The organism is Bacteroides sp. B1-V-101, from assembly GCF_023656585.1.
GTDB lineage: Bacteria > Bacteroidota > Bacteroidia > Bacteroidales > Bacteroidaceae > Bacteroides > Bacteroides thetaiotaomicron.
On record NZ_JAMOKH010000007.1, the window covers coordinates 1 to 25,785 of the forward strand.

Below are 25,785 nucleotides of genomic sequence, written 5' to 3' on the forward strand. Positions count from 1 at the left end.
TTCGAACGATAGAAATCGCCAAGAAGTTCAAGCTGATAAGGACTAAAGGTCATGTCACTCTTTTTCATCTTTTATTCATTTTAGTTGATACTTATAGTAGTCAACCAAATCCAGGGTAAGACATGTCGGTAAAATAACACACGAATAAAGGCATCAAATGCCATAGAGATAAGTAACATAATATATAAACAACAAGTAAACAGCAACCAAGATGCGAGATCCATTTGGCAACTACTTACGTAAAAGGCAAAGAAATGGAATGAGAGATACCCCAAAAAGAGTGAGGGATAGACTGAAATGAAGCGATTCTAGGGAGAAAATAATGAGAGATACCTATTTGAGAAGTATCTCTCATTCTGTAATATACTAATTATATGTAGATTACACAAAAACAGTGAGACCGTGAGACTAAAATATTTTTTTCTTTGCAGGAGTTAGCTGAAAGAAGGAACTCTTTTAAGTCTATCTAATGCAAAAACATATAACTATTTATGCATGTAAATGCATTCCTATGGCCATACCTATTAAATAAGGTATTAACCAAATGCACCAAACGACGATACTAAAACGATTAAAATGCCTTTTCGCCTCGGCAGATCCCTTCACATAAGTCCATATCGCCCATGAAGCATGTACAAACATCAGAAGAATGGCAATCGTCCCCGTTACCGTGTGGATTTCATCATGCAAATGCGTTAATTCGGCAATATGCTCCATCAGGCTGGTCCCGACTGCATCGGACACCAATCCTAAAAGAAAGAAAATAATATGCCATAACTTCAGTTTCTTTTGCAGCCTTTCTCCCCATACACCGATAGTATAAAATACCAATGCAGATGAAATAACGCAGATTGCCGCTATCAAATAATGTATATCAACCTGATTGAGTTCCATAAAATTTATATTTCAGATAACAACAAAGCAACGAATAGATAGTTCGACGCATAGCAATCTTTCACAAATGCAATCCCGACTTAGCAAACGAAGAAAAAACGTAAACGGATTTGTCACTTTTCACAAAAAAGTAAGATATGGCGATTTGCAGAAACAAATAAATCGACTACCTTTGTGGGCGATTTAGAGAATCGTGACTACGTATTTTTAATTATATCACTAAAAAAAAGAGCTAATTATGACTTATTCACACGAAGTGGAACACATGTGTGTTGTAAAGAAGGGTCCTAACCACGGACCGGCTCCCATACCCGAAGAAGGCAAATGGGTAAAATCTAAAGAAATCGTTGATATTTCAGGTTTGACACACGGTATCGGTTGGTGTGCTCCTCAGCAGGGTGCTTGTAAACTGACACTGAATGTTAAAGAAGGCGTTATCCAGGAAGCTTTAGTTGAGACTATCGGATGTTCCGGTATGACTCACTCAGCTGCTATGGCTGCTGAAATCCTTCCGGGTAAAACAATCCTCGAAGCACTGAACACTGACCTTGTTTGCGACGCAATCAACACAGCTATGCGCGAACTCTTCCTGCAAATCGTTTACGGACGCACTCAGTCTGCTTTCTCTGAAGGTGGTTTGATTATCGGTGCAGGTCTGGAAGACTTAGGTAAAGGTCTGCGCAGCCAGGTAGGTACCCTTTATGGTACTCTGGCTAAAGGTCCTCGTTACCTTGAAATGGCTGAAGGTTACATCAAAAATATCTTCTTGGATAAGAATGATGAAATCTGTGGATACGAATTCGTTCACATGGGTAAATTCATGGATGAAATCAAGAAGGGAACTGATGCTAACGAAGCATTGAAGAAAGTTACAGGTACTTATGGTCGTGTAACAGCAGAACAGGGAGCAGTTAAACACATTGATCCACGTCACGAATAATATAAGGAGGAAAGAAACTATGATTAGAGAAGTAAAATTCGAAAGCCAAGACCGTCGTATCAAAGGTATCATTGAAGCCTTGAACGCTAACGGCATCAAAGACATCGAAGAAGCTAACGCAATCTGCGAAGCTGCCGGACTTGATCCTTATAAAACGTGTGAAGAAACTCAGCCTATCTGTTTTGAAAACGCAAAATGGGCTTATGTGGTAGGTACTGCAATTGCTCTTAAGAAGAACTGCACAAACGCTGCTGAAGCTGCTGAAGCTATCGGTATCGGTTTGCAGGCATTCTGTATCCCGGGTTCTGTAGCTGACGACCGTAAGGTTGGTATCGGTCATGGTAACCTGGCTGCTATGTTGCTTCGCGAAGAAACTAAATGTTTCGCATTCCTTGCAGGTCACGAATCTTTCGCTGCTGCTGAAGGTGCTATCAAAATCGCTGCAAAAGCAGACAAAGTACGTAAAGAGCCATTGCGTTGCATCCTGAACGGTCTTGGAAAAGACGCTGCTCAGATCATCTCTCGTATCAATGGTTTTACTTATGTTCAGACTCAGTTTGATTATTTCACTGGTGAGCTGAAAGTAGTTCGCGAAATCGCTTACTCTGACGGTCCTCGTGCAAAAGTAAAATGCTACGGTGCTGACGATGTTCGCGAAGGTGTAGCTATCATGTGGAAAGAAGGCGTAGACGTATCTATCACAGGTAACTCTACTAACCCGACTCGTTTCCAACACCCGGTTGCCGGTACTTATAAGAAAGAACGTGTATTGGCTGGTAAGCCATACTTCTCAGTTGCTTCCGGTGGTGGTACAGGCCGTACTCTTCACCCCGATAACATGGCAGCTGGTCCGGCTTCTTATGGTATGACAGATACAATGGGTCGTATGCACTCAGACGCTCAGTTCGCTGGTTCTTCATCAGTTCCTGCTCACGTAGAAATGATGGGATTCCTGGGAATTGGTAACAACCCGATGGTAGGATGTACAGTGGCTTGTGCTGTAGACGTAGCTCAGGCTTTGGCTAAGTAATTAAAGTTACATTATATAAATAAACTCCTGTAGTCCATGTGATTACAGGAGTTTTTTATTTGTGGTAATTTGAAGTAGATGGCAGTTTCAGATACCTTATCTCACCTATCATTTAGAATTGTTGAATGATAGATTTATATACAATGAAAGCTACATTTACATAAAATCATAATCAAAAGAAGCAGCAGGAACGCTTGAACCAGCAGAAAGCTATGAGAGAGGGCAAATCGAAGAGTTAATATCTTTTGCCAACTCAAATCATTTATGAATAACTATTATAGTATTGATTAATAACAGATTGCTATAGTTTACAAGAAGCCGAAATGATAGGATTCTTGGGAATTGGTACCCCCCAATGGTAAGTTGCACTGTGGCTTGCGCTGTAAACGTAGCTCAGGCCTTAGCTAAGTAATAAAAGTTACTTATTATTATACAGGAGAGTATTTTTTATAAGGCACTCTCCTATTTTTATAAAAAAGATGATGATTGTTACAAATAATCTACACTATCGTTGTTTAGTTCTCTACAACAAATTCTTACCATGAACCAGCTTATAACATATCTTTGCAATGAGATAATAATATCCATAAATTATTAAAAAGAGAAGAGGATATAAAGAGAGAATTTTAGAAAATAAAGAATTACATAAAATAAACTCTCGAAAATAATCCAGTATGACACACATCGGACAAATTATTGAAAAAGAGCTCCATCGCCAAGAACGCTCGGTCACATGGTTCGCAAGACGACTCTATTGCGATCGAACTAATGTATATAATATATTTAGAAGACAGAGCTTAGATACAGAACTGTTGTTACGTATATCCATTATATTAGAATACAATTTCTTCCAAATATATTCTGATATATATAACAACAGAACATAGAAATATCTTCTACAACCTTGTATATAAAACAGCAACAATTAAAAGGATATTTATGTTTAAAGAGCATGTATCTTTGCAAAGTTTTTTAAGACAACCAAAGTATATGACTAAAAAGATTACACATTAAAAACAAAAAAGATGAAACAATTTAGAATTTTAAGTATGTTGATGATTGTGCTTATATCAAGCCTGTCATTTGTATCATGTGGAGATGATGATGATGAAACGTCTGGTGATTTCAGTGCCAGCATAGCAGGAGTTTATACAGGTAAACTCAAAGTTGGAACTAATGTTACAGCTGATGCATATGTAGTCACTGTCACCAAAGTATCTTCTTCTGTAGTAAAAGTTACCGCTGACTTCTACACAGATAACGGTAGTGAAAATTACAATGTTACTAAAGAAGGCAATCAATACATTCTTTCAAGCGAAAGCTCATCTGGTATCAACATAACTGTTACAGGTAAAGCAATGACTATAAGTTTCCTTAATAATGCAGGAAGTATGACCACTTTTACCGGAACTCGTGATTAAAGCCCACCAATCTTTACAGTAAAAGTAGAAATTCAGTAAAGGTTACAAATATCCCAAAGCCGTAATTTCCCTTTTCTTGAAAATGAGAAATTACGGCTTTTATAAATAAAAGCTATGAAAATTGTATATAACACTATTCTCTTTACATTACTATTTCTAGCCACAAGCTGTGATCATTCGGAGAAAATCGATGATATAAAACTTGAAATTTCACAAAACATCTTCCGCAACATCGACAATAACGGAGGGAAAATAACTGTTGCTATCACATCTAATTCTGAATGGATCATCGCAAATTCAGCTGATTGGTGCATACCAGACAAATATCAAGGAGAAGGAAACGATATACTTACTATAAAAATTCTAGCTAACACCAAACATGCAAACAGACAAACTAATCTAATCATATCCGCCCAAGGGATAAACCAAACAATCAAGATTTCACAACAAAAAGGAGAAGTTAATCCAGATTTAGATAAAATACACTATCAATTACCCGTTATTTTCCATGTTCTTTATCAAAACGAAAATGACATAAATCAATATATAAAAGAAGACCATTTAAAAGATGTATTAGTGCGAACTAACCATTTCTATCAATCTGAAAAATGTGGAATTGATATAAATCTCGAATTTGTATTAGCAACCAAAGATAAGAATGGAACCACATTACCAGAACCTGGAGTAGAAAGAGTGCCATTTAATGAGCTTCCTATTGATTGCGAAAAGTTTATGAGAGATAATACAGGAAAATATACATCTTTACTATGGGAACCCAATGAATACATTAACATAATGGTATATCCTTTTACGGATTCGCAGATTTTAGGCATATCTACATTTCCATATAGTTTAAAGGACTTTTTTTTAGAAGGGACTCAACAGGTATCAGCTTCGTGGATCACTTTAGAGAATTTGAGTTTCCCATATTGTATATCGATCAATAGTTCATATATTTATGAGCAAAGTACAGATGAAAGAATTAATCAAAACGATGCTGCAATAACATTAGCACACGAACTCGGACACTATTTAGGATTACGTCATGTATTCTCAGAAGGAGGGACCACTTCAATGTGTACCGATACGGATTATTGCAAAGATACTCCCAGTTATAACCGTAGTGAGTATGAACAATGGCTTAACAATTTGGATAAACAGAATAAATATCAATTAAAAGATTTAGCTAAACGATATAGCTGTGAAAAAGGAGAATATGAAGCACACAACATTATGGACTATGCATATTGCTTTTATAATGAAATAACTTTAGAACAACGAAAAAGAATACGCCATATCTTAAACTATAGCCCACTGATTCCAGGTCCCAAAGAAAGCAGAATAGATACCAGAGGCGTACAAGGCAGATTGAATTTGCCAATATGTATAATGAAATAACATAATCAGGTAAAACGGGGCAGCAAGTATTTCATCGACTGTTCCTCCATAGTAGTCAAATGTCAGAACAAGTCTTGACTATTACAACTAATTATCCGTTTTCTACATCACAATACAAAACTTTTATACAGGATAACTTGTTATTACAATATAACCAAACATCATGAAACGATGCTACTGACATTTTTAAACATACTGGCCACCATCATTGGCGTAATCAGTTTATTGATTGTAACCTATGGAGTATTCGTAGGATTCATCGCTTTTCTCCGTAACGAATTCAAACGGATCAACGGAACCTATACCATCAATAATGTCCGGCAGCTGAGAGCTGATTTCGGCAGTTACCTCTTATTGGGATTAGAATTTCTAATTGCATCAGACATACTAAAGACCGTAGTAGACCCGACTTTAGACGAACTGGCTATTTTAGGAGGTGTAGTTATAGTAAGAACTGTATTATCAGTCTTTCTGAATAAAGAAATAAAAGAACTAGCCGAAGAAGAAAATTCAAAAAGCACATAAATAGATTGGAATAAATAAAAAATGTATTACTTTTGCATGAATTCTTAATGACCTATGGTATGGAATATATCAATGAATTTCACAATGACTGAAATTCCAAAGAATATAAAGGACACGAAATGAAAAAGAACTTACTATTATTACTTTGCTTGTTTTGTCTGGTCAATGTTTGCCATGCAAAAGCGAAAGACACTTTTACCGTTTTCCAATTAAACCTGTGGCATGGATGTACTAAAGTACCCAACGGAGATCAAGGCATTATTGATGTACTGGATCAGATGGATGCGGATGTCGTTTTTCTGTGCGAAATCAGAGACGGAAAACAGTTTATCCCTCATGTGATCGAAGAGCTGGAGAAGAGAGGAAAACATTACTATGGTGAAACGTTTGATCTTGCAATCGGTGTTTTGAGTAAATTCAAGCCGGACAGTTGGACCAAATGCTGCATCGTACCTGGTGACGAAGGTCGTGCTATGGTGAAAATGGTTGCAACAATCGAAGGCCAACCCGTATCTTTCTATTCTTGTCATTTGGACTACCGGCATTATCAATGCTATATGCCACGTGGATATAATGGTACTACCTGGAAGAAAATGGATAAGCCGATAACGGATGAAGAAGAAGTCTTGAAAGCAAACAGACAGTCTTTCCGGGATGAAACCATCCGTGCTTTTATTCAGGAAGTACAATCTGACATTCAACAAGGCCGCCCGATAATCATGGGAGGAGATTTTAATGAGCCCTCTCATTTAGACTGGCAGGCAGATACAAAGGATTTGTGGGATCATAATGGGGCTGTCATTCATTGGGACTGCTCAATGATGTTGAGCAAAGCAGGATTCAAAGATACATATCGCGAAAAATATCCCAATACAGTTCGATATCCCGGTTTTACATTCCCAGCCGGAAACAAACTCGCAGAAGAGGCTAAACTGGAAAAGTTGGCTTGGGCGCCTGAAGCAGACGAACGTGACCGGATTGATTTCATTTATTATTATCCATTGGAGTCGATGCTTTCCATGAAGAATAGTAAGTTGGTAGGTCCCTCCGAAACAGTTGTCCGGGGAAAAATAACAGAAAATGATTCTAAAGATAAGATTCTGACGCCTTCTTGTATTTGGCCCAGCGACCATAAAGGTAATCTTGCTACATTTAAGATTCGGAAGAAACGGTAATAGTATATTGAGTAGGGTGACTTTCATCGTGCGTCACCCTAAAATTCCAAAGCTTCAAATCAGAGAATTCTCTTCCTTCTCTATCATCTTATCATAATACGCAATGCGTGCGGCACACTCCCGAATAGTCACCTCGCGCAATGCTTCCGTTCGTGCCAGCATGTATTCGTATTGTTCTTCACTGACAGTGAATAGTCGGTTGTACCGAGCTTCGATATACGCCCGACATAATTTATCGAACGCTTCTCTATCTTCGGGAGTATTAACTGGAAATACATTAGCAAAACCTCGTGAACGGCTTTTAGCCATCGGGCCCAACACTTCCAATTTATGGGATTTAGGGCGAGTGCCACTATGGACAAGCATATACGTCTTGTAGTAACGTTCGCAAGCTTGATGTAAAAAGAATGAACCTAATTTATATTCTTTTTCCACTTGAGCCAATTTTCCATGTCTTAATAATCCCTCTGCCATGTCGAAACATCCTGCATATTCTTCCTCCGCATATTGCTTTATTTCCCGATACGGCAACTTCTCCGGTTTGCCAATCTGAAACGTGCCGTCATCATATAACAGAATGCCGTCTCTTAAGGCCTCATAAAAGAAATAATGTTTCCTTCGGATAGCCCGATTAAAAGTTGTCGTGCTTTCAACAATGATCTGAGGTGGTGCAGGATGTCTCCTTCCTTCCATTCGTTTATCATACCTAGGAACAACAAAGGCGTTCGCATGATTCTCCGCTTTAATAGCATCGCCCGTATCACATATCACCAGAATATCAAGGTCGCTTTGGTAGTAAGTAAGTCCACCTCGTTCGTCGTATGTTTCATCCCAAATGACATATTCTCCACGTGCATAACTCCCATAGAGGATAATCATACGTACATTCACAAGGTACTGCAATATCAGTTCTTGCAGCACTGCCAACTCTTCCTGTGTGCGTTTGGGCAAACGCTTTATTGATCTTTTCATAATGACAATCATCTATTCTTAACCGCAAAGATAACTTAAATCAGTGTATTAATGATTGTATTGAAACGCTTTTTTCAAGACTTTGATAGTGTGTTATACTAAGAAATGGCATGTCTGCTATTTTTCATTCCATTGATTCTAGTACTTACTCCCATCAACTCTTGTACTTCATCTTGCAGTTTCTCGTACTTCATACTTCCAACTCAAGTACTTCAAACTCTCAACTCCAGTACTTGACTTCTTACATTCTTGTACATCATTTTCCCTCTTCAAGTACTTCAATCGTTACACTCCTCTGCCTCATTTCCTTTCACTTTTCGTTCTTTTCTCTTTGTATTTCTGTTCTTCCGCACTCACATATGTATACTATTTGCACCATTAAAAAGTCCTTTATTCCCTACTGACACTGACAACTGCCACTTTAGCGTTTCTTTAGTAATAACATTTCTTTTTCCGTTTGCATACATTACTAATTATCAACACATTATAAACATCTAAAATATTAATTTCATGCACACTCTGTCAGTATGGAACATTTAGTGGCAGTACTTTTCCATTCATTCATTTGTAAATATATACACTACAACAAATATGAATAACCGGACGAAGGTAGGAATACAATTTCAACAGCGTTGAATAGGCTTCTTTCTTCCAGTGATGACAAAGTTATTAGTAAACTATGATTAATTCAAGTTTCGCAAGTTACTTTTGCGTTATCCAAACTATCTTAATTCCCCTCCCTCCTGGGAGGAGAATTAAGATACTACCGACTTTTTAGTCACTCCCAATTGAGATACTACTGTTTGTCAATAATATAAAGAATTTGCGGAACTTCAGTGATTAAGAGTTATTTAAAGGCATTTTAATTTACATACTCATCCATTCCTCTTGGATGTATTCTCTGTAAAGAGGCCTTAAGGTGTCAGTTGTCAGTAGTGTCAGTAGATTTACTTTTCTGTAGGGATAGCACAACAATTAAAATCCTGATAATCAATCAAGAGATCATCTTTTTTATTTTTTCAGTCTTCTGCCGTTCCACCCTGCATTTACTGACATAAAAATTGTTAATCTCCCGGGGAATATCGTAAATATATGATACAAACAAGTTTTTCACCAGTCTATAAGAATGAAAACAAATAATAGAAAAAGCCAGATTAAACCACCTGTTGATTTGCAACAAATGAGCTATCGTTCATTCCCGGACAACTTATCGATTAGGACAGCATCGATATCTTTTGCCAATTCTTGATAGGTCGCCAAAGGATCATCTGTATATACAGCACGAATAATCCCCTCCTTGTCTGTTATCAATATACGGGGAATGGTATGGGAAGCAAAAAGCGAAAAGACAGCATCATCATTCTGAGCGGAAAAAGGCAAGGTAAACGAATGTTTTTCCCAATAGGCTTGTACTTCAGAGCCCGATTCCGAACGGCTGATACAAGACAATAATACATCCGGATTCTCTTTATATGTATCATAAACTTTCTGAATAACCGGAAGTTCTTTCTGACAATCCGGACAATCCGTATGAAAAAAGACAATCACTCCAACCTTCCCGCTAAATGACTGCGTATTCAACATTCCCCCATCACTCATCTCTACCGAAAACTGAGGAAGGGCGTCACCGGCAACAAGAGCAAAGTCTCCCCTATCATCATCATCGTCCGTGATACAGGAAGAAAAAACTGCCAGAACGATACATAGCAATATCACCACTTTGCTTCTTATTTCCACTTTCATATCTTTCTTCGTTAGTTATGTAACTCCCAAAAGCTCTACCTCAAATACCAATGTCGAAAAAGCCGGAATCGGACCGGATGCACGGGTTCCGTATCCCATCGTGTAAGGTATATAGATGATCCATTTATCTCCCGCACGCATCCGTTGGAGCGCCAGTTGCCAACCATCTATTACATCGCAGAGGCGGAAAGCTTCCGGACAATTACGTTCATAAGAATTATCGAACACCCGACCGTTAATCAGACTCCCCTTATAATGAACGGTAACAATACTCCGCACATTAGGAAAAACAGTCCCCGTACCGGTCTCCAAAACCTTATAATAGATGCCGCAAGGCAAGGCATAAACACCTTCCTGCGATGACAATTCTTTTAAGAACTCCAAATTCGTCTCTTTATATTCTTGCTTTCTTCCCATAAATACATGATTTGAATGTACAAAAGTAAGCAGATTTAAGAGAATTCTTCCATAAAAACTGTATATTTGTTTGTTGAATCATAAAACCTCATCGCTATGGGACAAATTAAAACCAGATGCAGCACTGCTGCCGGACTATTCTTGATTCTTTTGACAGTAATTGCGGGATTTTCGTCCTGTAAAAGTAATCAGAAAGACATTATTCCTTCTGCCGAATACGCTCCATACGTCAATGCTTATACGGGAGGAGTGATTTCGCAAAACTCAACGATACGCATAGAACTGACACAGGACCAGCCGATGGTAGACCTGAATCAGGAACTGAAAGACAATCCGTTCAGTTTCTCTCCTTCATTGAAAGGAAAAACGTATTGGGTCAGCAACAATACCATTGAATTTGTCCCCGAAGAAGGGGCACTGAAACCAGGTGCCTTTTACGAAGGAACCTTCCACCTGGGAGATTTCGTCGATGTAGACAAAAAGCTGGAAGAATTCAACTTCTCCTTCCGCGTGCAGGAACGAAACTTTAGTATTCATACCGATCCGATAACCGTCACAGCCACCCAGCCCGACCAAGTGACCGTAACGGGTGAAATACGTTTCAGCGATGTAGTGAAAAAAGAGGAAGTAGAGAAAATGCTCACAGCCGGAAGCGAAAAGAACAAAAGCTATCCGATTGAAATCACCCAGACAGATCACCCGACCCGATACGCATTCAGCATCAGTCAGATAACAAGGGAGGCGGAAGATTACCAACTGGAAATTACCGCCAAAGGCAATCCGGCAGGCATCGACCGTACCCAAAACGAAAGTATTCTGATCCCGGCAAAGAACAGTTTCCGCTTCCTGTCCGCCGTACGCATCGACCAACCGGAAAACGGAATTGAAATCATATTCTCCGACCCTGTATCCAACACACAGGATTTGAAAGGACTCATCGACGTTCCGGAAGTTTCTTCCTCTATTTTCCAGATCAAAGAAAATAAAGTATTCGTTTACTTCGAAACCGGCAAACTGAACAAACTGACGCTGAATATCCATGAAGGAATAAGAAACAGCCAGGACAAACCGCTGGGCACTTCCCACTCCATCTCATTCAGTGAACTGAACCTGAAACCGCAGGTAGAAATGGCTACTTCCGCCGCTATCCTGCCCGATTCGAAAAGTCTGATCATCCCCTTCCGTGCCGTCAATCTATATGCGGTGGATTTGAGCGTGATCCGTATTTTCGAAAACAACGTATTGATGTTCATGCAGAACAACTCGCTCTCCTCAGCCAATGAATTGCGACGTTCGGGACGACTGGTTTATAAGAAGACATTGTGGCTGGCGAAAGATTCTTCCAAAGATGTGCACCGCTGGGAAGACTATTCGATAGACCTTGCCGGATTGATTCATCAGGAGCCGGGAGCCATTTACCGTGTCATCCTCTCGTTCCGTCAGGAATACTCCGCTTATCCTTGCGGGGGAAGTGAAAACAAGGAAATGCAGTTTGCGGACAACAAGTCTTCCGACAACCTGACCAAAGTCAGCGGAGAGACATTGTCGGAAGACGATGAAGCAGTATGGGACACTCCGGAAACATACTATTATTATAATGGCAGCGTACCGATGGACTGGAGTCAGTACCGATGGACAGAACGGGATAACCCCTGCCATCCGTCCTACTATATGAATTCCGACCGGATAGCCGCCTGCAATATCCTTGCCTCCAATCTGGGAATGATTGTGAAACGTAATTCACTGAATAAATTGTGGATTGCAGTAAATAACATTTTGGATACGAAACCGGTAGCGAAAGCACAAGTGACGATTTATAACTTCCAGCTTCAGCCGATTGGAAAGGGAGAGACGAACGGTGAAGGGCTGGTAGAAATCACTCCGAAGGGAGTTCCTTTCATAGCGGTGGCCGAAGCGGACAAGCAAAAGGCGTATGTACGCGTGGTCGATGGCGAGGAGCAGTCGGTCAGCCGGTTCGATGTGGGAGGAAAAGACATTCAGAAAGGTCTGAAAGGATTTATCTATGGCGAGAGAGGCGTATGGCGTCCGGGAGATACACTGCATATTTCTTTCATGCTGGAAGACCGTGAGAAACGTATTCCGGACAAACATCCGGTAGCATTGGAGATTTACAATCCAAGAGGACAGTTCTATACCAAAATGATCTCTACCCAGGGGACAAACGGATTCTATACATTTGCCGTGCCCACGCAAGCCGACGATCCCACCGGATTATGGAATGCCTACGTGAAAGTAGGAGGAACCGCTTTCCACAAGAGTCTGCGCATCGAAACCATCAAGCCGAACCGTCTGAAGATTACGCTGGCTTTGCCAACCATCCTTCAGGCTTCGAGCAAAGACGTATATGCCCCGCTTACTTCTTCATGGCTGACGGGAGCCACCGCATCGCGACTGAAAGCAAAGGTCGAAATGTCCTTATCGAAAGTCAATACGCAGTTCAAGAACTACGGACAATACCTGTTCAACAATCCGGCAACGGACTTTACGACCGTCCGGGCGGATGTGTTCAACGGGGTACTGGATGCGGAAGGAAGAGCAGGCGTCAACATACAGCTTCCGGTAGCAACGGGGGCTCCGGGTATGCTGAATGCAACGTTCACCACTCGTGTCTTCGAACCGGGAGGAGATGCAAGCATCTACTCGCAGACTGTTCCCTTCTCTCCGTTCACATCGTATGTGGGCATCAATCTGAACCAGCCGAAAGGAAAGTATATCGAAACAGACAAAGATCATGTGTTTGATATCGTGACGGTCAACGATCAGGGACAGCCGGTGAACCGTTCCAATCTGGAATATAAAATCTACCGGATCAGCTGGAGCTGGTGGTGGGAAAACGGTGAAGAGTCTTTCGGAACTTACATCAACAACAGTTCCATCACTCCCGTTGCCAGTGGTAACCTGCAGACCACAGGAGGAAAAGCCTCCTTCAAGTTCCGCATCAATTATCCGGATTGGGGACGCTATCTGGTGTACGTGAAAGACCGTGAAAGCGGACACGCTACCGGAGGAACCGTCTACATCGACTGGCCCGACTGGCGCGGACGTTCGAACAAGACAGACCCGAGCGGCATCAAGATGCTCGCTTTCTCACTGGACAAAGATTCTTATGAGATAGGAGAAACAGCCACGGCAATCATTCCCGCAGCCGCCGGAGGACGTGCACTGGTATCCCTCGAAAACGGTTCGACCGTCTTGCAGCAGCAATGGCTCGAAGTGTCCGATCAGGGAGATACGAAACTCACCTTCAAGATTACACCGGAAATGGCTCCGAATGTTTATCTGCATATCAGCCTGTTGCAGCCTCATGCGCAGACAGTCAATGATCTGCCGATCCGTATGTACGGCATTGCTCCGGTATTTGTGACCAACCGTCAGACGATTCTGCAACCGCAGATCAAGATGCCGGAAGTGCTGCGTCCGGAAACTGACTTTAACGTGACTGTCAGTGAGAAAAGCGGAAAACCGATGACTTATACACTGGCGATTGTGGATGACGGTCTGCTCGATCTGACTAACTTCAAGACGCCCGACCCGTGGAACGAGTTTTATGCACGCGAGGCTCTCGGCATCCGTACATGGGATATGTACGACGATGTGCTGGGTGCTTCCGGCGGACGTTACAGTTCATTGTTCAGCACGGGTGGAGATGCCTCACTGAAACCGGCAGATGCCAAAGCCAACCGTTTCAAACCGGTGGTCAAATTTATCGGTCCTTTCTATCTTGCGAAAGGCAAGCAACAGACACATACGTTGAAGCTTCCGATGTATGTGGGCTCTGTACGTGCGATGGTAGTTGCCGGACAGGACGGCGCTTACGGAAATGCGGAAAAGACTGCATTTGTGCGGACACCGCTCATGCTGTTGTCTACTCTGCCCCGTGTATTGAGTACACAAGAAGAAATTACCGTTCCGGTAAATGTATTCGCTATGGAGAACCAAGTGAAGAACGTGACCGTATCGCTGGAAGCATCCGGCGCAGGCGTACAGATCACGGGCAATCGCCAGCAGTCACTCACTTTTGACCAGCCGGGTGACCAACTGGCATACTTCACTCTGAAAACAGGCAGCAAAACCGGAAAGGCAACTATCCACCTGACGGCAAGCGGCAACGGACAGCAAACGAAAGAAACGATCGAAATAGAAGTCCGGAATCCAAATCCGGTGGTTACCTTACGCAACAGCCAATGGATAGAAGCCGGTCAGGAGGCCGAACTGTCATATACACTGGCAGGTTCTTCTTCGGCTAACAATCAGGTGCAACTGGAAGTCTCCCGCATTCCGTCGGTAGACATCAGCCGTAGATTCGACTTCTTATACAACTATCAGCATCATTGCACAGAGCAACTGACTTCCAAAGCATTACCTCTCTTATTCGTCTCCCAGTTCAAGGCGGTGGACGAACAGGAGGCCGAGAAAATAAAGACGAATGTACAGGAAGCTATCCGGCAGATATATGCCCGCCAGCTTCCCAACGGCGGATTTGTATACTGGCCGGGCAACGCCGTCGCCGATGAATGGATCACTTCTTACACGGGTATGTTCCTGACACTGGCACAAGAAAAAGGGTATGCCGTTCATCCGAACGTACTGAACAAATGGAAACGCTTCCAGCGTGCCGCCGCCCAAAACTGGCGTATGCCGCAGGAAGCAAGCAACTGGCAGATATGGCAATCGGAATTGCAGCAGGCCTTCCGCCTCTATACCCTTGCACTGGCCGGTGCACCGGAATACGGAGCCATGAACCGCATGAAGGAACAGCCGGGACTCTCCATCCAAGCCAAATGGAGACTGGCAGCCGCCTACGCGCTGACCGGTAAGATGAAACCTGCCGGAGAATTAGTATACAACGCAGAAACGACCGTCATTCCTTACTCTTCCATGAATCTGATTTACGGTTCGTCCGACCGGGATGAAGCAATGATTCTGGAAACGCTCATTCTGATGAAACGGGATCGGGATGCGTTGCAACAGGCAAAAAAGGTATCACAGAATCTGGCACAGGAAAACTGGTTCAGCACGCAGTCTACCGCCTTTGCCCTGATAGCAATGGGACGACTTGCGGAGCAATTATCCGGTACACTGGATTTCACATGGAGCTGGAACGGCAAGCAACAGCCCGTTGTGAAATCTGCTAAAGCCGTATTTGAGAAGGAGATAGCTACTTCTCCGAAATCGGGAACAGTCTCTGTGAAGAATCAAGGCAAAGGAGCATTGAGCGTAGACCTGATTACACGTACCCAATTGCTGAATGATACGCTGCCAGCTATTGCCGATAATATCCGGCTGGATGTAAAATACACAGATATGGCAGGTTCACCGATTTCCGTGGAAGACATCAGACAGGGAACGGACTTTATGTCTGCAGTCACCCTATCCAATATCAGCGGTACTTCCGATTACAGCAATCTGGCATTGACACATATCATACCGTCCGGATGGGAAATATATAATGAACGGATGATTGTTCCGGAAGCGTCCTCTTCCAATTCTAATGAAGCGAATACTTCGGAAAGTTCAGCCAGTAAGTACACCTATAAAGATATTCGTGACGACCGGGTATTGACTTATTTCGACCTGCGACGGGGTGAATCGAAAACATTTACCGTAAGGTTGCAGGCAACTTATGCAGGTAACTTCATTCTTCCGGCCATTCAGTGCGAAGCTATGTATGACGCAGCGGTACAGGCACGCACCAAAGCGGGAAGAACGACTGTCAGCCGCTGACAAGAGATGATTCAATAGAGCTGACTAAAAAGTCGGCAGTATCTCAAATTCCCCTCCTTCGGGAAGGATGGGTGGCAAAGCCGGGGTGGTAGGTGAATGCATAGTTCACTGTAATATAGAGAGTTATAATTCACCTACCACCTCCCCCTACGGGTACTCCTCCTTCCCGAAGGAGGAGAGTTGAGATAGAGTCGACTTTTTAGTCACCCCATTAAAGATAGAGTCGACTTTTTAGTTAACCCCGTTGAGTTTATCATATATAAGAGTATCTGTCTAAGGGAACTGAATAACAGATAAAATTAACAGACAGCATATTGCATGGGAAGCAAAATCTTGAATTTCTTCAAACGATTGTCCGTCACCCAAAAAGTAATACTTTGTATTCTTGCTTTTTTGGTGACAGGATATATCTTTTGTCTTCCCCGCCACCTGTTTCATGTCCCCTACTCCACAGTAGTGACGGACCGGAACGAGGAACTGCTGGGTGCACGCATCGCCTCCGACGGTCAATGGAGATTCCCTCCCCGAAACACGACTCCGGAAAAGATCAAGGAATGCCTCATCACTTTCGAAGACAAACATTTCTACCACCATTGGGGAGTCAATCCGTTCGCTATCGGAAGAGCTTTCTATCAGAATGTGAAGAATAAACGCATCGTAAGCGGAGGCAGCACGCTGACCATGCAGACCATCCGCCTGGCACGAAACGAATCGCGCACCTTCCGTGAGAAACTGATTGAAATGATCTGGGCCACCCGACTGGAATTTCGCGCTTCCAAAGAGGAGATTCTTTCCATGTATATCTCCCATGCCCCTTTCGGGGGAAATGTAGTGGGACTGGATGCCGCCGCATGGCGCTACTTCGGACATTCTGCCGATGACTTATCGTGGGCGGAGTCTGCCATGCTTGCCGTTCTTCCCAACGCGCCCGCCATGATTCATCTGTCCAAAGGACGGAAAACGTTGCTTGACAAACGAAACCGCCTGCTGAAACAGCTTCTCGAAAAGAAAACCATCGATTCCTCTACCTACGAACTGGCTATCAGCGAGCCACTTCCCGACGAGCCTCATGCGCTCCCACATATCGCACCGTACCTGGTCAGCCGGTTCTATCAGGAACGAAACGGCGAATACTCCCGTTCGACCATCAACAAGGGTATCCAGACCCAAGTAGAAGACCTGGCGGAACGATGGAGTAACGAATTCGGGCGAAGTGATATTCGCAATCTGGCCATTCTGGTGATTGACATTCCGAGCAATCAAGTGGTGGCATACTGCGGTAACGTCCATTTCGACCGGAAGCAGGGAGGAAATCAAGTAGACGTCATTCAGGCTCCGAGAAGTACGGGCAGTATTCTCAAACCTTTCTTATATTACGCAATGTTACAGGAAGGAAGTTTACTGCCGGATATGTTGCTGCTGGACGTACCTGTCAATATCAACGGATTTACGCCACAGAATTTCAGTATGCAGTTCGAAGGAGCTGTTCCCGCTTCGGAAGCTCTCGCGCGTTCATTAAATATTCCCGCAGTCACGATGCTGCAAAGATACGGAGTCCCGAAGTTTCATAGCTTCCTGCAACAGATCGGGCTAAAAACCATCAACCGTTCTTCTTCCCACTATGGTTTATCACTTATTCTGGGAGGAGCGGAAGCCACTTTATGGGATGTAACAAACGCATATGCAATGATGGGACGCAGTTTGTTGCAACTGCCGCAAAGGTCTTGCAGCCTGTTGCTCCCGACAAGCCGAATCACAGAATCAACCGATCCTTTTCAGCCAGGCGCCGTATGGCAGACATTCGATGCCTTGAAAGAAGTCAACCGTCCCGAAGAGATTGACTGGAAATCCATTCCTTCCATGCAGACCATTGCATGGAAAACCGGAACAAGCTACGGATTCCGGGATGCTTGGGCGGTGGGTGTTACGCCCCGCTATGCAGTCGGCGTATGGGTAGGAAATGCCACCGGAGAAGGAAAGCCCGGACTGGTGGGTGCACAGACAGCGGGTCCCGTACTATTCGATATTTTTAATCTGCTTCCCGCCTCTTCGTGGTTTACACGCCCTACGGGCATCTTTGTCGAAGCAGAGGTCTGCCGGAAATCGGGACATCTGAAAGGACGGTTCTGTGATGAAACGGACACGCTTCTTGTTTTACCGGCAGGACTGCGGACAGAGGCATGCCCCTATCACCACCTCGTCACTTTATCAGCCGATGAAAGCCAGCGTATTTATGAAAATTGCGCCAACACGGAGCCTACGCTTCAGAAAAGCTGGTTCACACTGCCACCCGTATGGGAATGGTATTACAAACAACATCATCCGGAGTATAAACCGCTGCCTCCTTTCAAAGCCGGATGCGGAGAAGATACTTTCCAGCCGATGCAATTTATCTATCCTCCGATGAACGCACGCATCAAACTGCCCAAGCAACTGGATGGCAGCAAAGGTTTCCTGACTGTAGAACTGGCGCACAGCAATCCTAATGCTACCATTTTCTGGCATCTTGACGAGACCTACCAAGCCCAGACACAGGACTTTCACAAAATCTCCCTGCAACCCGCCGCCGGCAAACATTCGCTGACGGCAGTAGACGGTGAAGGAAATACCATCTCCACCACTTTCTTTGTTGAGTGATATTCATTATCTTTGCGGCATGAAACAGTCATTGAAAGAAAACGGAGGTCTGCCGGCATCCATCCTGTGGACGCTCGCCATTGTGGCAGGAGTCTCGGTAGCCAACATCTATTATATCCAACCGCTGCTAAATATGATACGCCATGAACTTGGCATATCAGAATTCCGTACCAACCTGATTGCCATGGTCACACAGATAGGCTATGCAGCGGGACTCTTGTTTATCACTCCCTTAGGTGATTTGTATCAGCGGAAAAAGATTATCCTTGTCAATTTCTTTGTCCTGATATTCTCCCTGCTGACGATTGCTTTGGCAGATAATATCCATCTGATACTCCTTGCTTCGTTCTTCACGGGAGCCTGCTCCATGATTCCGCAGATATTCATTCCCATAGCCGCCCAGTTCTCCCGTCCGGAAAACAAAGGCAGGAATGTCGGGATCGTCCTATCGGGCTTGCTGACCGGAATCCTTGCTTCACGGGTGGTCAGCGGATTCGTCGGCGAACTGTTCGGATGGCGCGAAATGTATTACATCGCCGCAGCCATGATGTTCGTCTGCGCGATTGTCGTGCTCAAAGTCCTTCCCGATATTCAGACCAACTTCCGGGGCAAGTACGGCGACCTGATGAAATCCCTGCTGGCTTTGGTGAAAGAGTTTCCGCAGCTGCGCATTTATTCCATTCGTGCGGCGTTAAACTTCGGTTCCCTTCTTGCCATGTGGTCCTGCCTTGCCTTCAAGATGGGGCAAGCCCCCTTTCATGCCAACAGCGACATCATCGGTTTGCTGGGATTATGCGGTGTGGCGGGAGCATTAACCGCCTCCTTTGTGGGGAAATACGTAAAGAGAGTGGGTGTCCGCCGCTTCAACTTCATCGGTTGCGGACTGATCCTCTTTTCATGGCTACTCTTCTTCGTCGGAGAAAACACCTACCTTGGTATCATTCTGGGAATTATCATCATCGACATAGGTATGCAGTGCATCCAGCTCAGTAATCAGACCAGTATCTTCGAACTGTCACCCCGAGCCTCCAACCGCATCAATACAATTTTCATGACGACCTACTTCGTCGGCGGTTCCCTGGGAACCTTCCTTGCGGGTACATTCTGGCAATTGTACGGATGGCATGGTGTTATTGGAATTGGAGCTACACTGACCTGCATTTCTTTACTAATTACAACTTTGTCGAAGAAGTGAGTCAACAAAACGGAGCAGTAAACCGTTTAATACAAAAAAAGGGAAACATGAAATACGGAGTTAACAAAGAAATCTTACTTATCACAGCAGGCACCGTCTGGATTATCGCCGGTGCCAATATCTTGCGAATAGGCATCGTTACATGGCTTAATAACTCCGAAGGCTGGATGTTCAAGATAGGAGAAGCAACCATCGTCTTTCTGCTGTTCTTCGTATTAATCTTCAAAAGACTCTATTACAAGCATACTCAAAGGATCGAACGGAAAAAGGAACAGAAGAACTGCCCTTTCTCCTTCTTCGATGTCAAAAGCTGGATCGTCATGATCTTTATGATCTGTATGGGCATCACCATCCGCAGCTTCCACCTGTTGCCCGAAAGTTTTATATCTGTCTTCTACACAGGACTGTCCATCGCACTGATCCTGACCGGCGTACTCTTCATCCGTTACTGGTGGCTGAGGCGCAAGACGAATCCGGTGTAACAGGAAAGCATCTATATTCCAATAAAATATAAACTTATAATAAATTTTATTGTGCTGTCCGGCAAGGCAAAAAGAATTCTGTCTTTTTATTGTATCTTTGCGCGACCAAAAAAATAAAGAAATGATTCCAACCCAACAGGATATTGCCGAATTCACCCGCTTTCAACGAAACGAGATAACAGAAAGCATCTTATATGAACGGCTCGCATCTATCGAAAAAGACGAGAATAACCGCAAAACGCTCCGACTGATAGCAGCAGAAGAAAAGTCGCATTACGCTATCCTCAAGAAATATACAGGAAAAGAAATCGGTCCGGACTATAAGCGTATCGCCCGTTTCTACTTTCTGGCACGCATACTAGGTATCACATTCGCCATCAAATTAATGGAGTCCAGTGAGGAAAATGCCCATAATAATTATGATAAATATGCCCATATACCGGACCTACAACGGCTGGCACATGAAGAAGAAGTGCACGAGCAAAAGTTGATTTCACTAATCAATGAAGAACGGCTGGAATATATGGGATCGGTCGTACTGGGACTTAATGATGCGCTGGTTGAATTTACAGGTGCACTGGCAGGTTTCACACTTGCCTTGAGTGACAGTAAACTGATAGCACTGACCGGCAGTATCACAGGGATAGCCGCTGCACTGTCAATGGCATCTTCCGAATATCTTTCTACCAAATCGGAAGGGGATGATAAGAAACATCCGGTAAAAGCAGCTGTATATACAGGAATCGCCTATCTGATCACGGTAGTGTCACTGGTTACTCCGTTTATACTGATCAGCAATGTAATCGTAGCTTTGGGAGTGATGCTGACCATGGCACTTATCATCATTGCCCTTTTCAACTACTATTATTCCGTAGCCCGTGGTGAAAGCTTCCGAAAGCGGTTTACAGAAATGGCTGTACTCAGTTTCAGCGTGGCTGGTATCAGCTTCCTGATAGGATATGCTCTAAAGACATTTACCGGAATCGATGCCTGAAATCAATAAAGCATCCGACATCATTGAAGGTCCGGCAGTTACATAATAAAGAAACCTAAACCACCAGATTAAATAATAAAGCGTTATATTTAGAATGAAGAAAGCTCCATCTCCCCTCGTATCACTATTGCCCATTGTCGTATTAGTGATATTACTATTCGCCACCATTCGTGTATTTGGCAGTGATGCCCTCAATGGCGGAAGTCAGGTATCGCTGCTTACTACCACCGCCATTTGTATCCTTATCGGCATGGCTTTCTACAAAATCCCTTGGAAAGACTACGAACTGGCAATCACGAACAACGTGGCAGGAGTGACAACAGCCATCATCATCTTACTGATTATCGGCGCATTAAGCGGTATCTGGATGATTAGCGGAGTAGTGCCCACTTTGATTTATTACGGGATGCAGATTATCCATCCCAGTTTCTTCCTGACATCCACCTGTATTATTTGCGTATTGATCTCCGTTATGACCGGAAGTTCATGGACAACGATCGCCACTATCGGTATTGCCCTCATGGGCATCGGAAAGGCACAGGGATTTGAAGAAGGCTGGATTGCGGGAGCTATCATCTCCGGTGCCTATTTCGGCGATAAGGTTTCTCCCTTGTCCGAGACGACCATATTGGCGGCATCCGTCACGGACACGCCCCTCTTCCGTCATATCCGCTACATGATGATTACTACGGTGCCCTCACTGATCATCACACTGATTATATTTACGGTAGCAGGTCTGTCTCATGACGCCAGCAATACCCAGCACATCGCGGAAGTGGCAGCTGCCCTGAATGAAAAGTTCCATATCACCCCGTGGCTGCTGATTATACCGATAGCAACAGGCATATTGATTGCACGGAAAGTGCCTTCCATCATTACCCTGTTTCTGTCCACTCTATTGGCGGGCATTTTCGCTCTGATCTTCCAACCGGATTTGTTGCGGGAAATTTCGGGGGCTGCCGTTTCCAACTTCGACTCCCTATTTAAAGGACTGATGATGACCATCTACGGCAAGACAAGCCTGCAGACCGACAATGCTGTTTTGACAGATTTAATTGCCACCCGTGGTATGTCGGGAATGATGAATACCATCTGGCTGATATTATGTGCCATGTGTTTCGGCGGGGCAATGACAGCCAGCGGTATGCTGGGAAGCATCACATCGCTCTTCGTACGTTTCATGAAGAAAACGGTCAGCGTCGTATCGGCTACCGTCTGTTCGGGGCTTTTCCTCAATCTGGCAACTGCCGACCAGTACATCAGCATCATCCTGACCGGTAATATGTTTCGCGACATTTATGCTAAAAAAGGTTACGAAAGCTGCCTGCTCAGCCGGACCACCGAGGATTCAGTAACCGTTACATCCGTACTGATCCCATGGAATACCTGTGGAATGACTCAGGCTACCATCCTGAGTGTGCCTACGCTGGTGTACCTCCCCTATTGCTTTTTCAACATTATCAGTCCTTTAATGAGTATCGCTGTCGCAGCTATCGGATATAAAATTGTAAAACGCCCGTGAACAATCTGGCATACACTTTGTTTTTGCAATAAACGAACAACGTATTAAACCTAAACAAAAAAAAGTTATGAAAAAGTTTATTGCATTATTAGCATTAGTTTTAGTAAGTGCGAGCACAATGATGTATGCACAGGAAAGTAACGCAGCCATCCGCCGCGCAGACAGAAAAGCAGAAAGAGACGCAGAAAGAGCAAAACTTCGCGCAGAAGAACAGGTACAGGACATGGCAGCCTACCAGCAGGCTGTACAGGCTTTGAAGAACAAACAGTTTGTTCTGGAAGCCAATCAGGTGATCTTCCGTAACGGTATGAGTTCCTTCGTGACTTCCAACACTAACTTCGTCCTGATGAACGGAAACAGAGCCACTGTACAGACAGCGTTCAACACTCCTTATCCCGGCCCTAACGGTATCGGTGGTGTGACTGTAGACGGTAACTCTTCGGACATGAAGATGAATATCGATAAGAAAGGAAATGTAAACTGTTCATTCAGTGTACAGGGCATCGGTATCTCAGCTCAGGTATTTATTAATATGAGCAGCGGTAACAACAATGCTTCGGTATCTATCAGCCCGAACTTCAATAACAACAACCTGACATTGAACGGTAACATCGTCCCACTGGATCAGTCAAACATCTTCAAAGGACGTGCCTGGTAATCCGAACAGAAGAATATAAGAATAACTCCGCTACAAATCGCGCAAAATGCGTACATTTGTAGCGGAGTTTTTTTAATTGATCATTATGAGGGAATATATCATCGCAGATAATCAGGATATCAGCAAGGCAGGAATGATGTTTCTGCTAAGCCGGCAAAAGGATGTATCCGTTCTTTTAGAAGCTGACAACAAGGCCGAACTGATTCAGCAGCTGCGCCTGTATCCGCAAGCAGTGGTTATTCTGGATTATACCTTATTCGATTTTGCCGGAGCGGACGAACTGATCGTCCTGCAGGAGCGGTTTAAAGAGGCCGACTGGATTCTGTTCTCCGATGAGTTAAGTATCAATTTTCTCCGGCAGGTATTATTCAGCAGTATGGCTTTCGGAGTAGTGATGAAAGATAACTCAAAAGAGGAAATCATGTCCGCCCTGCAATGCGCTTCACGCAAACAACGGTATATCTGCAATCATGTCAGCAATCTGCTGCTTTCGGGAACGGCTTCTTCCGCCGCATCCCCTGCAACGGTGGATGATCATCTGCTGACGCAGACAGAAAAGAATATCCTCAAAGAAATTGCACTGGGGAAGACGACAAAAGAAATAGCGGCAGAAAAGAACCTCAGCTTTCATACAATCAACAGCCACCGAAAGAATATCTTCCGGAAGCTGGGAGTCAACAATGTGCACGAAGCTACCAAGTACGCGATGCGTGCAGGGATTGTGGATTTAGCGGAATACTATATTTGACAGCCGGTTCAGTTCTGAAAGGGAACAGCCTATCGGGTTATCTCACCACTTCCTACACATATCCCCGCTTCTTCATCATAAATCACCCCGAACTGACCGGGAGCAATGCCCTGCAACTTCTCAGAAGATAAGATACGGAACTGACCGCCCTCTTCCTGTACCAGCTTTCCCTTCGTAAATTCAGGAGTGTGACGAATCTTGAAGGTAATATCTATCTCCTTTCCGGCATCTTTCCACGGATTCTCCGTAATAAAGTGGAAATCATTGATACGGAACTCACTGCCAAACTGCGTTTCGACTCCATATCCATGAGAGACATAGATGATATTTTCCTCAACATCCTTCTTGATCACAAACCAGGGACCGCCACTCAATCCAAGTCCTTTCCGTTGTCCGATCGTATGGAACCAGTAGCCGCGATGCGTGCCCACTTTCTTTCCGGTTTCCAGTTCTATAATCGCCCCTTCCCGCTCTCCCAGGAAACGACGAACGAAATCATTATAGTTAATCTTTCCCAAAAAGCAAATTCCCTGACTGTCCTTTCTTCGGGCACTGGGCAATCCTGCCCTGCTTGCGATTTCGCGTACTTCCTGCTTCATCAGTCCGCCGATAGGAAACATCAGTTTGGAAACTTGCAGGTAGTCTATCTGGGCCAGGAAATCCGTCTGGTCTTTAACAGGGTCTTTGGCTGTTCCAAGCCACGTCTTGCCGTCCTGCCGGATGGTGGTGGCGTAATGCCCTGTCGCCGTAAAATCGAAATTCTTTCCGACCTGCTGTTCGAAACAGCCAAACTTGATGAGTTTGTTACACATCACATCCGGATTCGGTGTCAGTCCTTTCTTTATTTTATCAATCGCGTAGGCGGCCACATTCTCCCAATACTCCTTATGCAAATCCACGACTTCCAAGGACAAACCATACTTACGGGCAATGGCAGTGGACATTTCAATATCTTCTTCGGCTGAACAATCCATATACTCCGCCCCGTCCATACCTATTTTGATATAGAAAAGAGTCGGTTTGTATCCTTGCTCACAAAGAAGGTGAACGACAACAGAGCTATCGACACCTCCGGACAATAATGCAGCTATATTCATCATCATAATTATTCGTTAAACAACAAAAGTTGTGCTAAGATGCCAATGTATTAATCACCGACAAATTAGCACATCAGCAAATCTGTTTCATTAAATCTTTATCAAAGTCAGGTTACGGTCCATCCAAAAATCATTTACTCTATATCACTCTCTTTGGATTCTAATTATTCTCTCTCTATTTATATGAATACC

At 43.8% G+C, this 25,785-nt stretch carries 20 protein-coding genes; 15 read left to right on the forward strand and 5 right to left on the reverse strand.

Annotation, left to right across the window (positions count from 1 at the left end; all coding sequences use genetic code 11):
* Positions 1-489 precede the first annotated feature (489 nt).
* Positions 490-894, reverse strand: coding sequence for an HsmA family protein (locus NBH01_RS07405; protein ID WP_008760491.1), 405 nt, complete (start codon positions 892-894; stop codon positions 490-492).
* A gap of 238 nt (positions 895-1,132) precedes the next feature.
* Here NBH01_RS07405 and NBH01_RS07410 point away from each other — a divergent pair, with 238 nt between their 5' ends.
* The 7 genes from NBH01_RS07410 to NBH01_RS07440 all read left to right on the forward strand — a co-directional run bounded on the left by NBH01_RS07410 (position 1,133) and on the right by NBH01_RS07440 (position 7,383).
* Complete coding sequence (locus tag NBH01_RS07410) at positions 1,133-1,834, forward strand: iron-sulfur cluster assembly scaffold protein (protein ID WP_005677723.1); 702 nt, start codon at positions 1,133-1,135, stop codon at positions 1,832-1,834.
* Positions 1,835-1,853: 19 nt separating this feature from the next.
* Positions 1,854-2,864, forward strand: a complete 1,011-nt coding sequence (locus tag NBH01_RS07415; protein ID WP_008760490.1) for a GGGtGRT protein — start codon at positions 1,854-1,856, stop codon at positions 2,862-2,864.
* A gap of 674 nt (positions 2,865-3,538) precedes the next feature.
* A complete protein-coding gene (locus tag NBH01_RS07420) occupies positions 3,539-3,751 on the forward strand; it encodes a hypothetical protein (protein WP_008760489.1) in 213 nt (70 codons plus the stop codon).
* A 138-nt stretch (positions 3,752-3,889) separates the two neighbouring features.
* Entirely contained in the window at positions 3,890-4,285 is a 396-nt protein-coding gene (locus tag NBH01_RS07425) for a hypothetical protein (RefSeq protein WP_008760488.1), read from the forward strand.
* 114 nt (positions 4,286-4,399) lie between these two features.
* Complete coding sequence (locus NBH01_RS07430; RefSeq protein WP_008760487.1) at positions 4,400-5,683, forward strand: zinc-dependent metalloproteinase lipoprotein; 1,284 nt, start codon at positions 4,400-4,402, stop codon at positions 5,681-5,683.
* A 171-nt stretch (positions 5,684-5,854) separates the two neighbouring features.
* A complete protein-coding gene (locus NBH01_RS07435) occupies positions 5,855-6,208 on the forward strand; it encodes a DUF1622 domain-containing protein (protein ID WP_008766711.1) in 354 nt (117 codons plus the stop codon).
* A 119-nt stretch (positions 6,209-6,327) separates the two neighbouring features.
* The gene (locus tag NBH01_RS07440; protein ID WP_008760485.1) at positions 6,328-7,383 is read left to right on the forward strand and encodes an endonuclease/exonuclease/phosphatase family protein; all 1,056 of its coding nucleotides are present in this window, start codon (positions 6,328-6,330) and stop codon (positions 7,381-7,383) included.
* Positions 7,384-7,437: 54 nt separating this feature from the next.
* Here NBH01_RS07440 and NBH01_RS07445 read toward each other — a convergent pair whose 3' ends face one another.
* The 3 genes from NBH01_RS07445 to bamJ all read right to left on the reverse strand — a co-directional run bounded on the left by NBH01_RS07445 (position 7,438) and on the right by bamJ (position 10,515).
* A complete protein-coding gene (locus tag NBH01_RS07445) occupies positions 7,438-8,355 on the reverse strand; it encodes a HEPN domain-containing protein (RefSeq protein WP_061474238.1) in 918 nt (305 codons plus the stop codon).
* Between the two features lie 1,185 nt (positions 8,356-9,540).
* Positions 9,541-10,098: a TlpA family protein disulfide reductase gene (locus NBH01_RS07450; protein WP_010537464.1), complete on the reverse strand. Its 558-nt coding sequence runs from the start codon at positions 10,096-10,098 to the stop codon at positions 9,541-9,543.
* Between the two features lie 15 nt (positions 10,099-10,113).
* Positions 10,114-10,515: a BamJ family beta-barrel-assembly machinery protein gene (gene bamJ / locus NBH01_RS07455; RefSeq protein ID WP_250700053.1), complete on the reverse strand. Its 402-nt coding sequence runs from the start codon at positions 10,513-10,515 to the stop codon at positions 10,114-10,116.
* Positions 10,516-10,611: 96 nt separating this feature from the next.
* Between bamJ and NBH01_RS07460 the strand changes: the two genes are divergently transcribed.
* The 8 genes from NBH01_RS07460 to NBH01_RS07495 all read left to right on the forward strand — a co-directional run bounded on the left by NBH01_RS07460 (position 10,612) and on the right by NBH01_RS07495 (position 24,496).
* Positions 10,612-16,260: an alpha-2-macroglobulin family protein gene (locus tag NBH01_RS07460; protein ID WP_195380518.1), complete on the forward strand. Its 5,649-nt coding sequence runs from the start codon at positions 10,612-10,614 to the stop codon at positions 16,258-16,260.
* A gap of 318 nt (positions 16,261-16,578) precedes the next feature.
* Positions 16,579-18,897: a penicillin-binding protein 1C gene (gene pbpC, locus NBH01_RS07465; RefSeq protein WP_118417908.1), complete on the forward strand. Its 2,319-nt coding sequence runs from the start codon at positions 16,579-16,581 to the stop codon at positions 18,895-18,897.
* Between the two features lie 19 nt (positions 18,898-18,916).
* On the forward strand, positions 18,917-20,092 hold the full coding sequence (locus NBH01_RS07470) for an MFS transporter (RefSeq protein WP_008766719.1): 1,176 nt from the start codon (positions 18,917-18,919) through the stop codon (positions 20,090-20,092).
* A 47-nt stretch (positions 20,093-20,139) separates the two neighbouring features.
* Complete coding sequence (locus tag NBH01_RS07475; protein ID WP_008760478.1) at positions 20,140-20,574, forward strand: hypothetical protein; 435 nt, start codon at positions 20,140-20,142, stop codon at positions 20,572-20,574.
* 121 nt (positions 20,575-20,695) lie between these two features.
* The gene (locus NBH01_RS07480; protein WP_008760477.1) at positions 20,696-21,568 is read left to right on the forward strand and encodes a VIT1/CCC1 transporter family protein; all 873 of its coding nucleotides are present in this window, start codon (positions 20,696-20,698) and stop codon (positions 21,566-21,568) included.
* A gap of 94 nt (positions 21,569-21,662) precedes the next feature.
* The gene (locus tag NBH01_RS07485) at positions 21,663-23,090 is read left to right on the forward strand and encodes a Na+/H+ antiporter NhaC family protein (RefSeq protein ID WP_008760476.1); all 1,428 of its coding nucleotides are present in this window, start codon (positions 21,663-21,665) and stop codon (positions 23,088-23,090) included.
* A 67-nt stretch (positions 23,091-23,157) separates the two neighbouring features.
* Positions 23,158-23,748 carry a DUF4251 domain-containing protein gene (locus tag NBH01_RS07490; RefSeq protein ID WP_008766721.1) on the forward strand — a complete coding sequence of 197 codons (591 nt, stop codon included), beginning with the start codon at positions 23,158-23,160 and terminating at the stop codon, positions 23,746-23,748.
* An 85-nt stretch (positions 23,749-23,833) separates the two neighbouring features.
* Positions 23,834-24,496 (forward strand): response regulator transcription factor, encoded by a 663-nt coding sequence (locus NBH01_RS07495; protein WP_008760474.1) that lies wholly within the window; start codon positions 23,834-23,836, stop codon positions 24,494-24,496.
* A gap of 29 nt (positions 24,497-24,525) precedes the next feature.
* Here NBH01_RS07495 and mnmA read toward each other — a convergent pair whose 3' ends face one another.
* Positions 24,526-25,593: a tRNA 2-thiouridine(34) synthase MnmA gene (mnmA, locus tag NBH01_RS07500; protein WP_011107145.1), complete on the reverse strand. Its 1,068-nt coding sequence runs from the start codon at positions 25,591-25,593 to the stop codon at positions 24,526-24,528.
* Positions 25,594-25,785: the final 192 nt, after the last annotated feature.

Bases quoted from the DNA above. Each gene is read 5' to 3' on its own strand.
- NBH01_RS07405 (WP_008760491.1), bottom strand. From the start codon at position 894: ATGGAACTCAATCAGGTTGATATACATTATTTGATAGCGGCAATCTGC.
- NBH01_RS07410 (WP_005677723.1), top strand. From the start codon at position 1,133: ATGACTTATTCACACGAAGTGGAACACATGTGTGTTGTAAAGAAGGGT.
- NBH01_RS07415 (WP_008760490.1), top strand. From the start codon at position 1,854: ATGATTAGAGAAGTAAAATTCGAAAGCCAAGACCGTCGTATCAAAGGT.
- NBH01_RS07420 (WP_008760489.1), top strand. From the start codon at position 3,539: ATGACACACATCGGACAAATTATTGAAAAAGAGCTCCATCGCCAAGAA.
- NBH01_RS07425 (WP_008760488.1), top strand. From the start codon at position 3,890: ATGAAACAATTTAGAATTTTAAGTATGTTGATGATTGTGCTTATATCA.
- NBH01_RS07430 (WP_008760487.1), top strand. From the start codon at position 4,400: ATGAAAATTGTATATAACACTATTCTCTTTACATTACTATTTCTAGCC.
- NBH01_RS07435 (WP_008766711.1), top strand. From the start codon at position 5,855: ATGCTACTGACATTTTTAAACATACTGGCCACCATCATTGGCGTAATC.
- NBH01_RS07440 (WP_008760485.1), top strand. From the start codon at position 6,328: ATGAAAAAGAACTTACTATTATTACTTTGCTTGTTTTGTCTGGTCAAT.
- NBH01_RS07445 (WP_061474238.1), bottom strand. From the start codon at position 8,355: ATGAAAAGATCAATAAAGCGTTTGCCCAAACGCACACAGGAAGAGTTG.
- NBH01_RS07450 (WP_010537464.1), bottom strand. From the start codon at position 10,098: ATGAAAGTGGAAATAAGAAGCAAAGTGGTGATATTGCTATGTATCGTT.
- bamJ (WP_250700053.1), bottom strand. From the start codon at position 10,515: ATGGGAAGAAAGCAAGAATATAAAGAGACGAATTTGGAGTTCTTAAAA.
- NBH01_RS07460 (WP_195380518.1), top strand. From the start codon at position 10,612: ATGGGACAAATTAAAACCAGATGCAGCACTGCTGCCGGACTATTCTTG.
- pbpC (WP_118417908.1), top strand. From the start codon at position 16,579: ATGGGAAGCAAAATCTTGAATTTCTTCAAACGATTGTCCGTCACCCAA.
- NBH01_RS07470 (WP_008766719.1), top strand. From the start codon at position 18,917: ATGAAACAGTCATTGAAAGAAAACGGAGGTCTGCCGGCATCCATCCTG.
- NBH01_RS07475 (WP_008760478.1), top strand. From the start codon at position 20,140: ATGAAATACGGAGTTAACAAAGAAATCTTACTTATCACAGCAGGCACC.
- NBH01_RS07480 (WP_008760477.1), top strand. From the start codon at position 20,696: ATGATTCCAACCCAACAGGATATTGCCGAATTCACCCGCTTTCAACGA.
- NBH01_RS07485 (WP_008760476.1), top strand. From the start codon at position 21,663: ATGAAGAAAGCTCCATCTCCCCTCGTATCACTATTGCCCATTGTCGTA.
- NBH01_RS07490 (WP_008766721.1), top strand. From the start codon at position 23,158: ATGAAAAAGTTTATTGCATTATTAGCATTAGTTTTAGTAAGTGCGAGC.
- NBH01_RS07495 (WP_008760474.1), top strand. From the start codon at position 23,834: ATGAGGGAATATATCATCGCAGATAATCAGGATATCAGCAAGGCAGGA.
- mnmA (WP_011107145.1), bottom strand. From the start codon at position 25,593: ATGAATATAGCTGCATTATTGTCCGGAGGTGTCGATAGCTCTGTTGTC.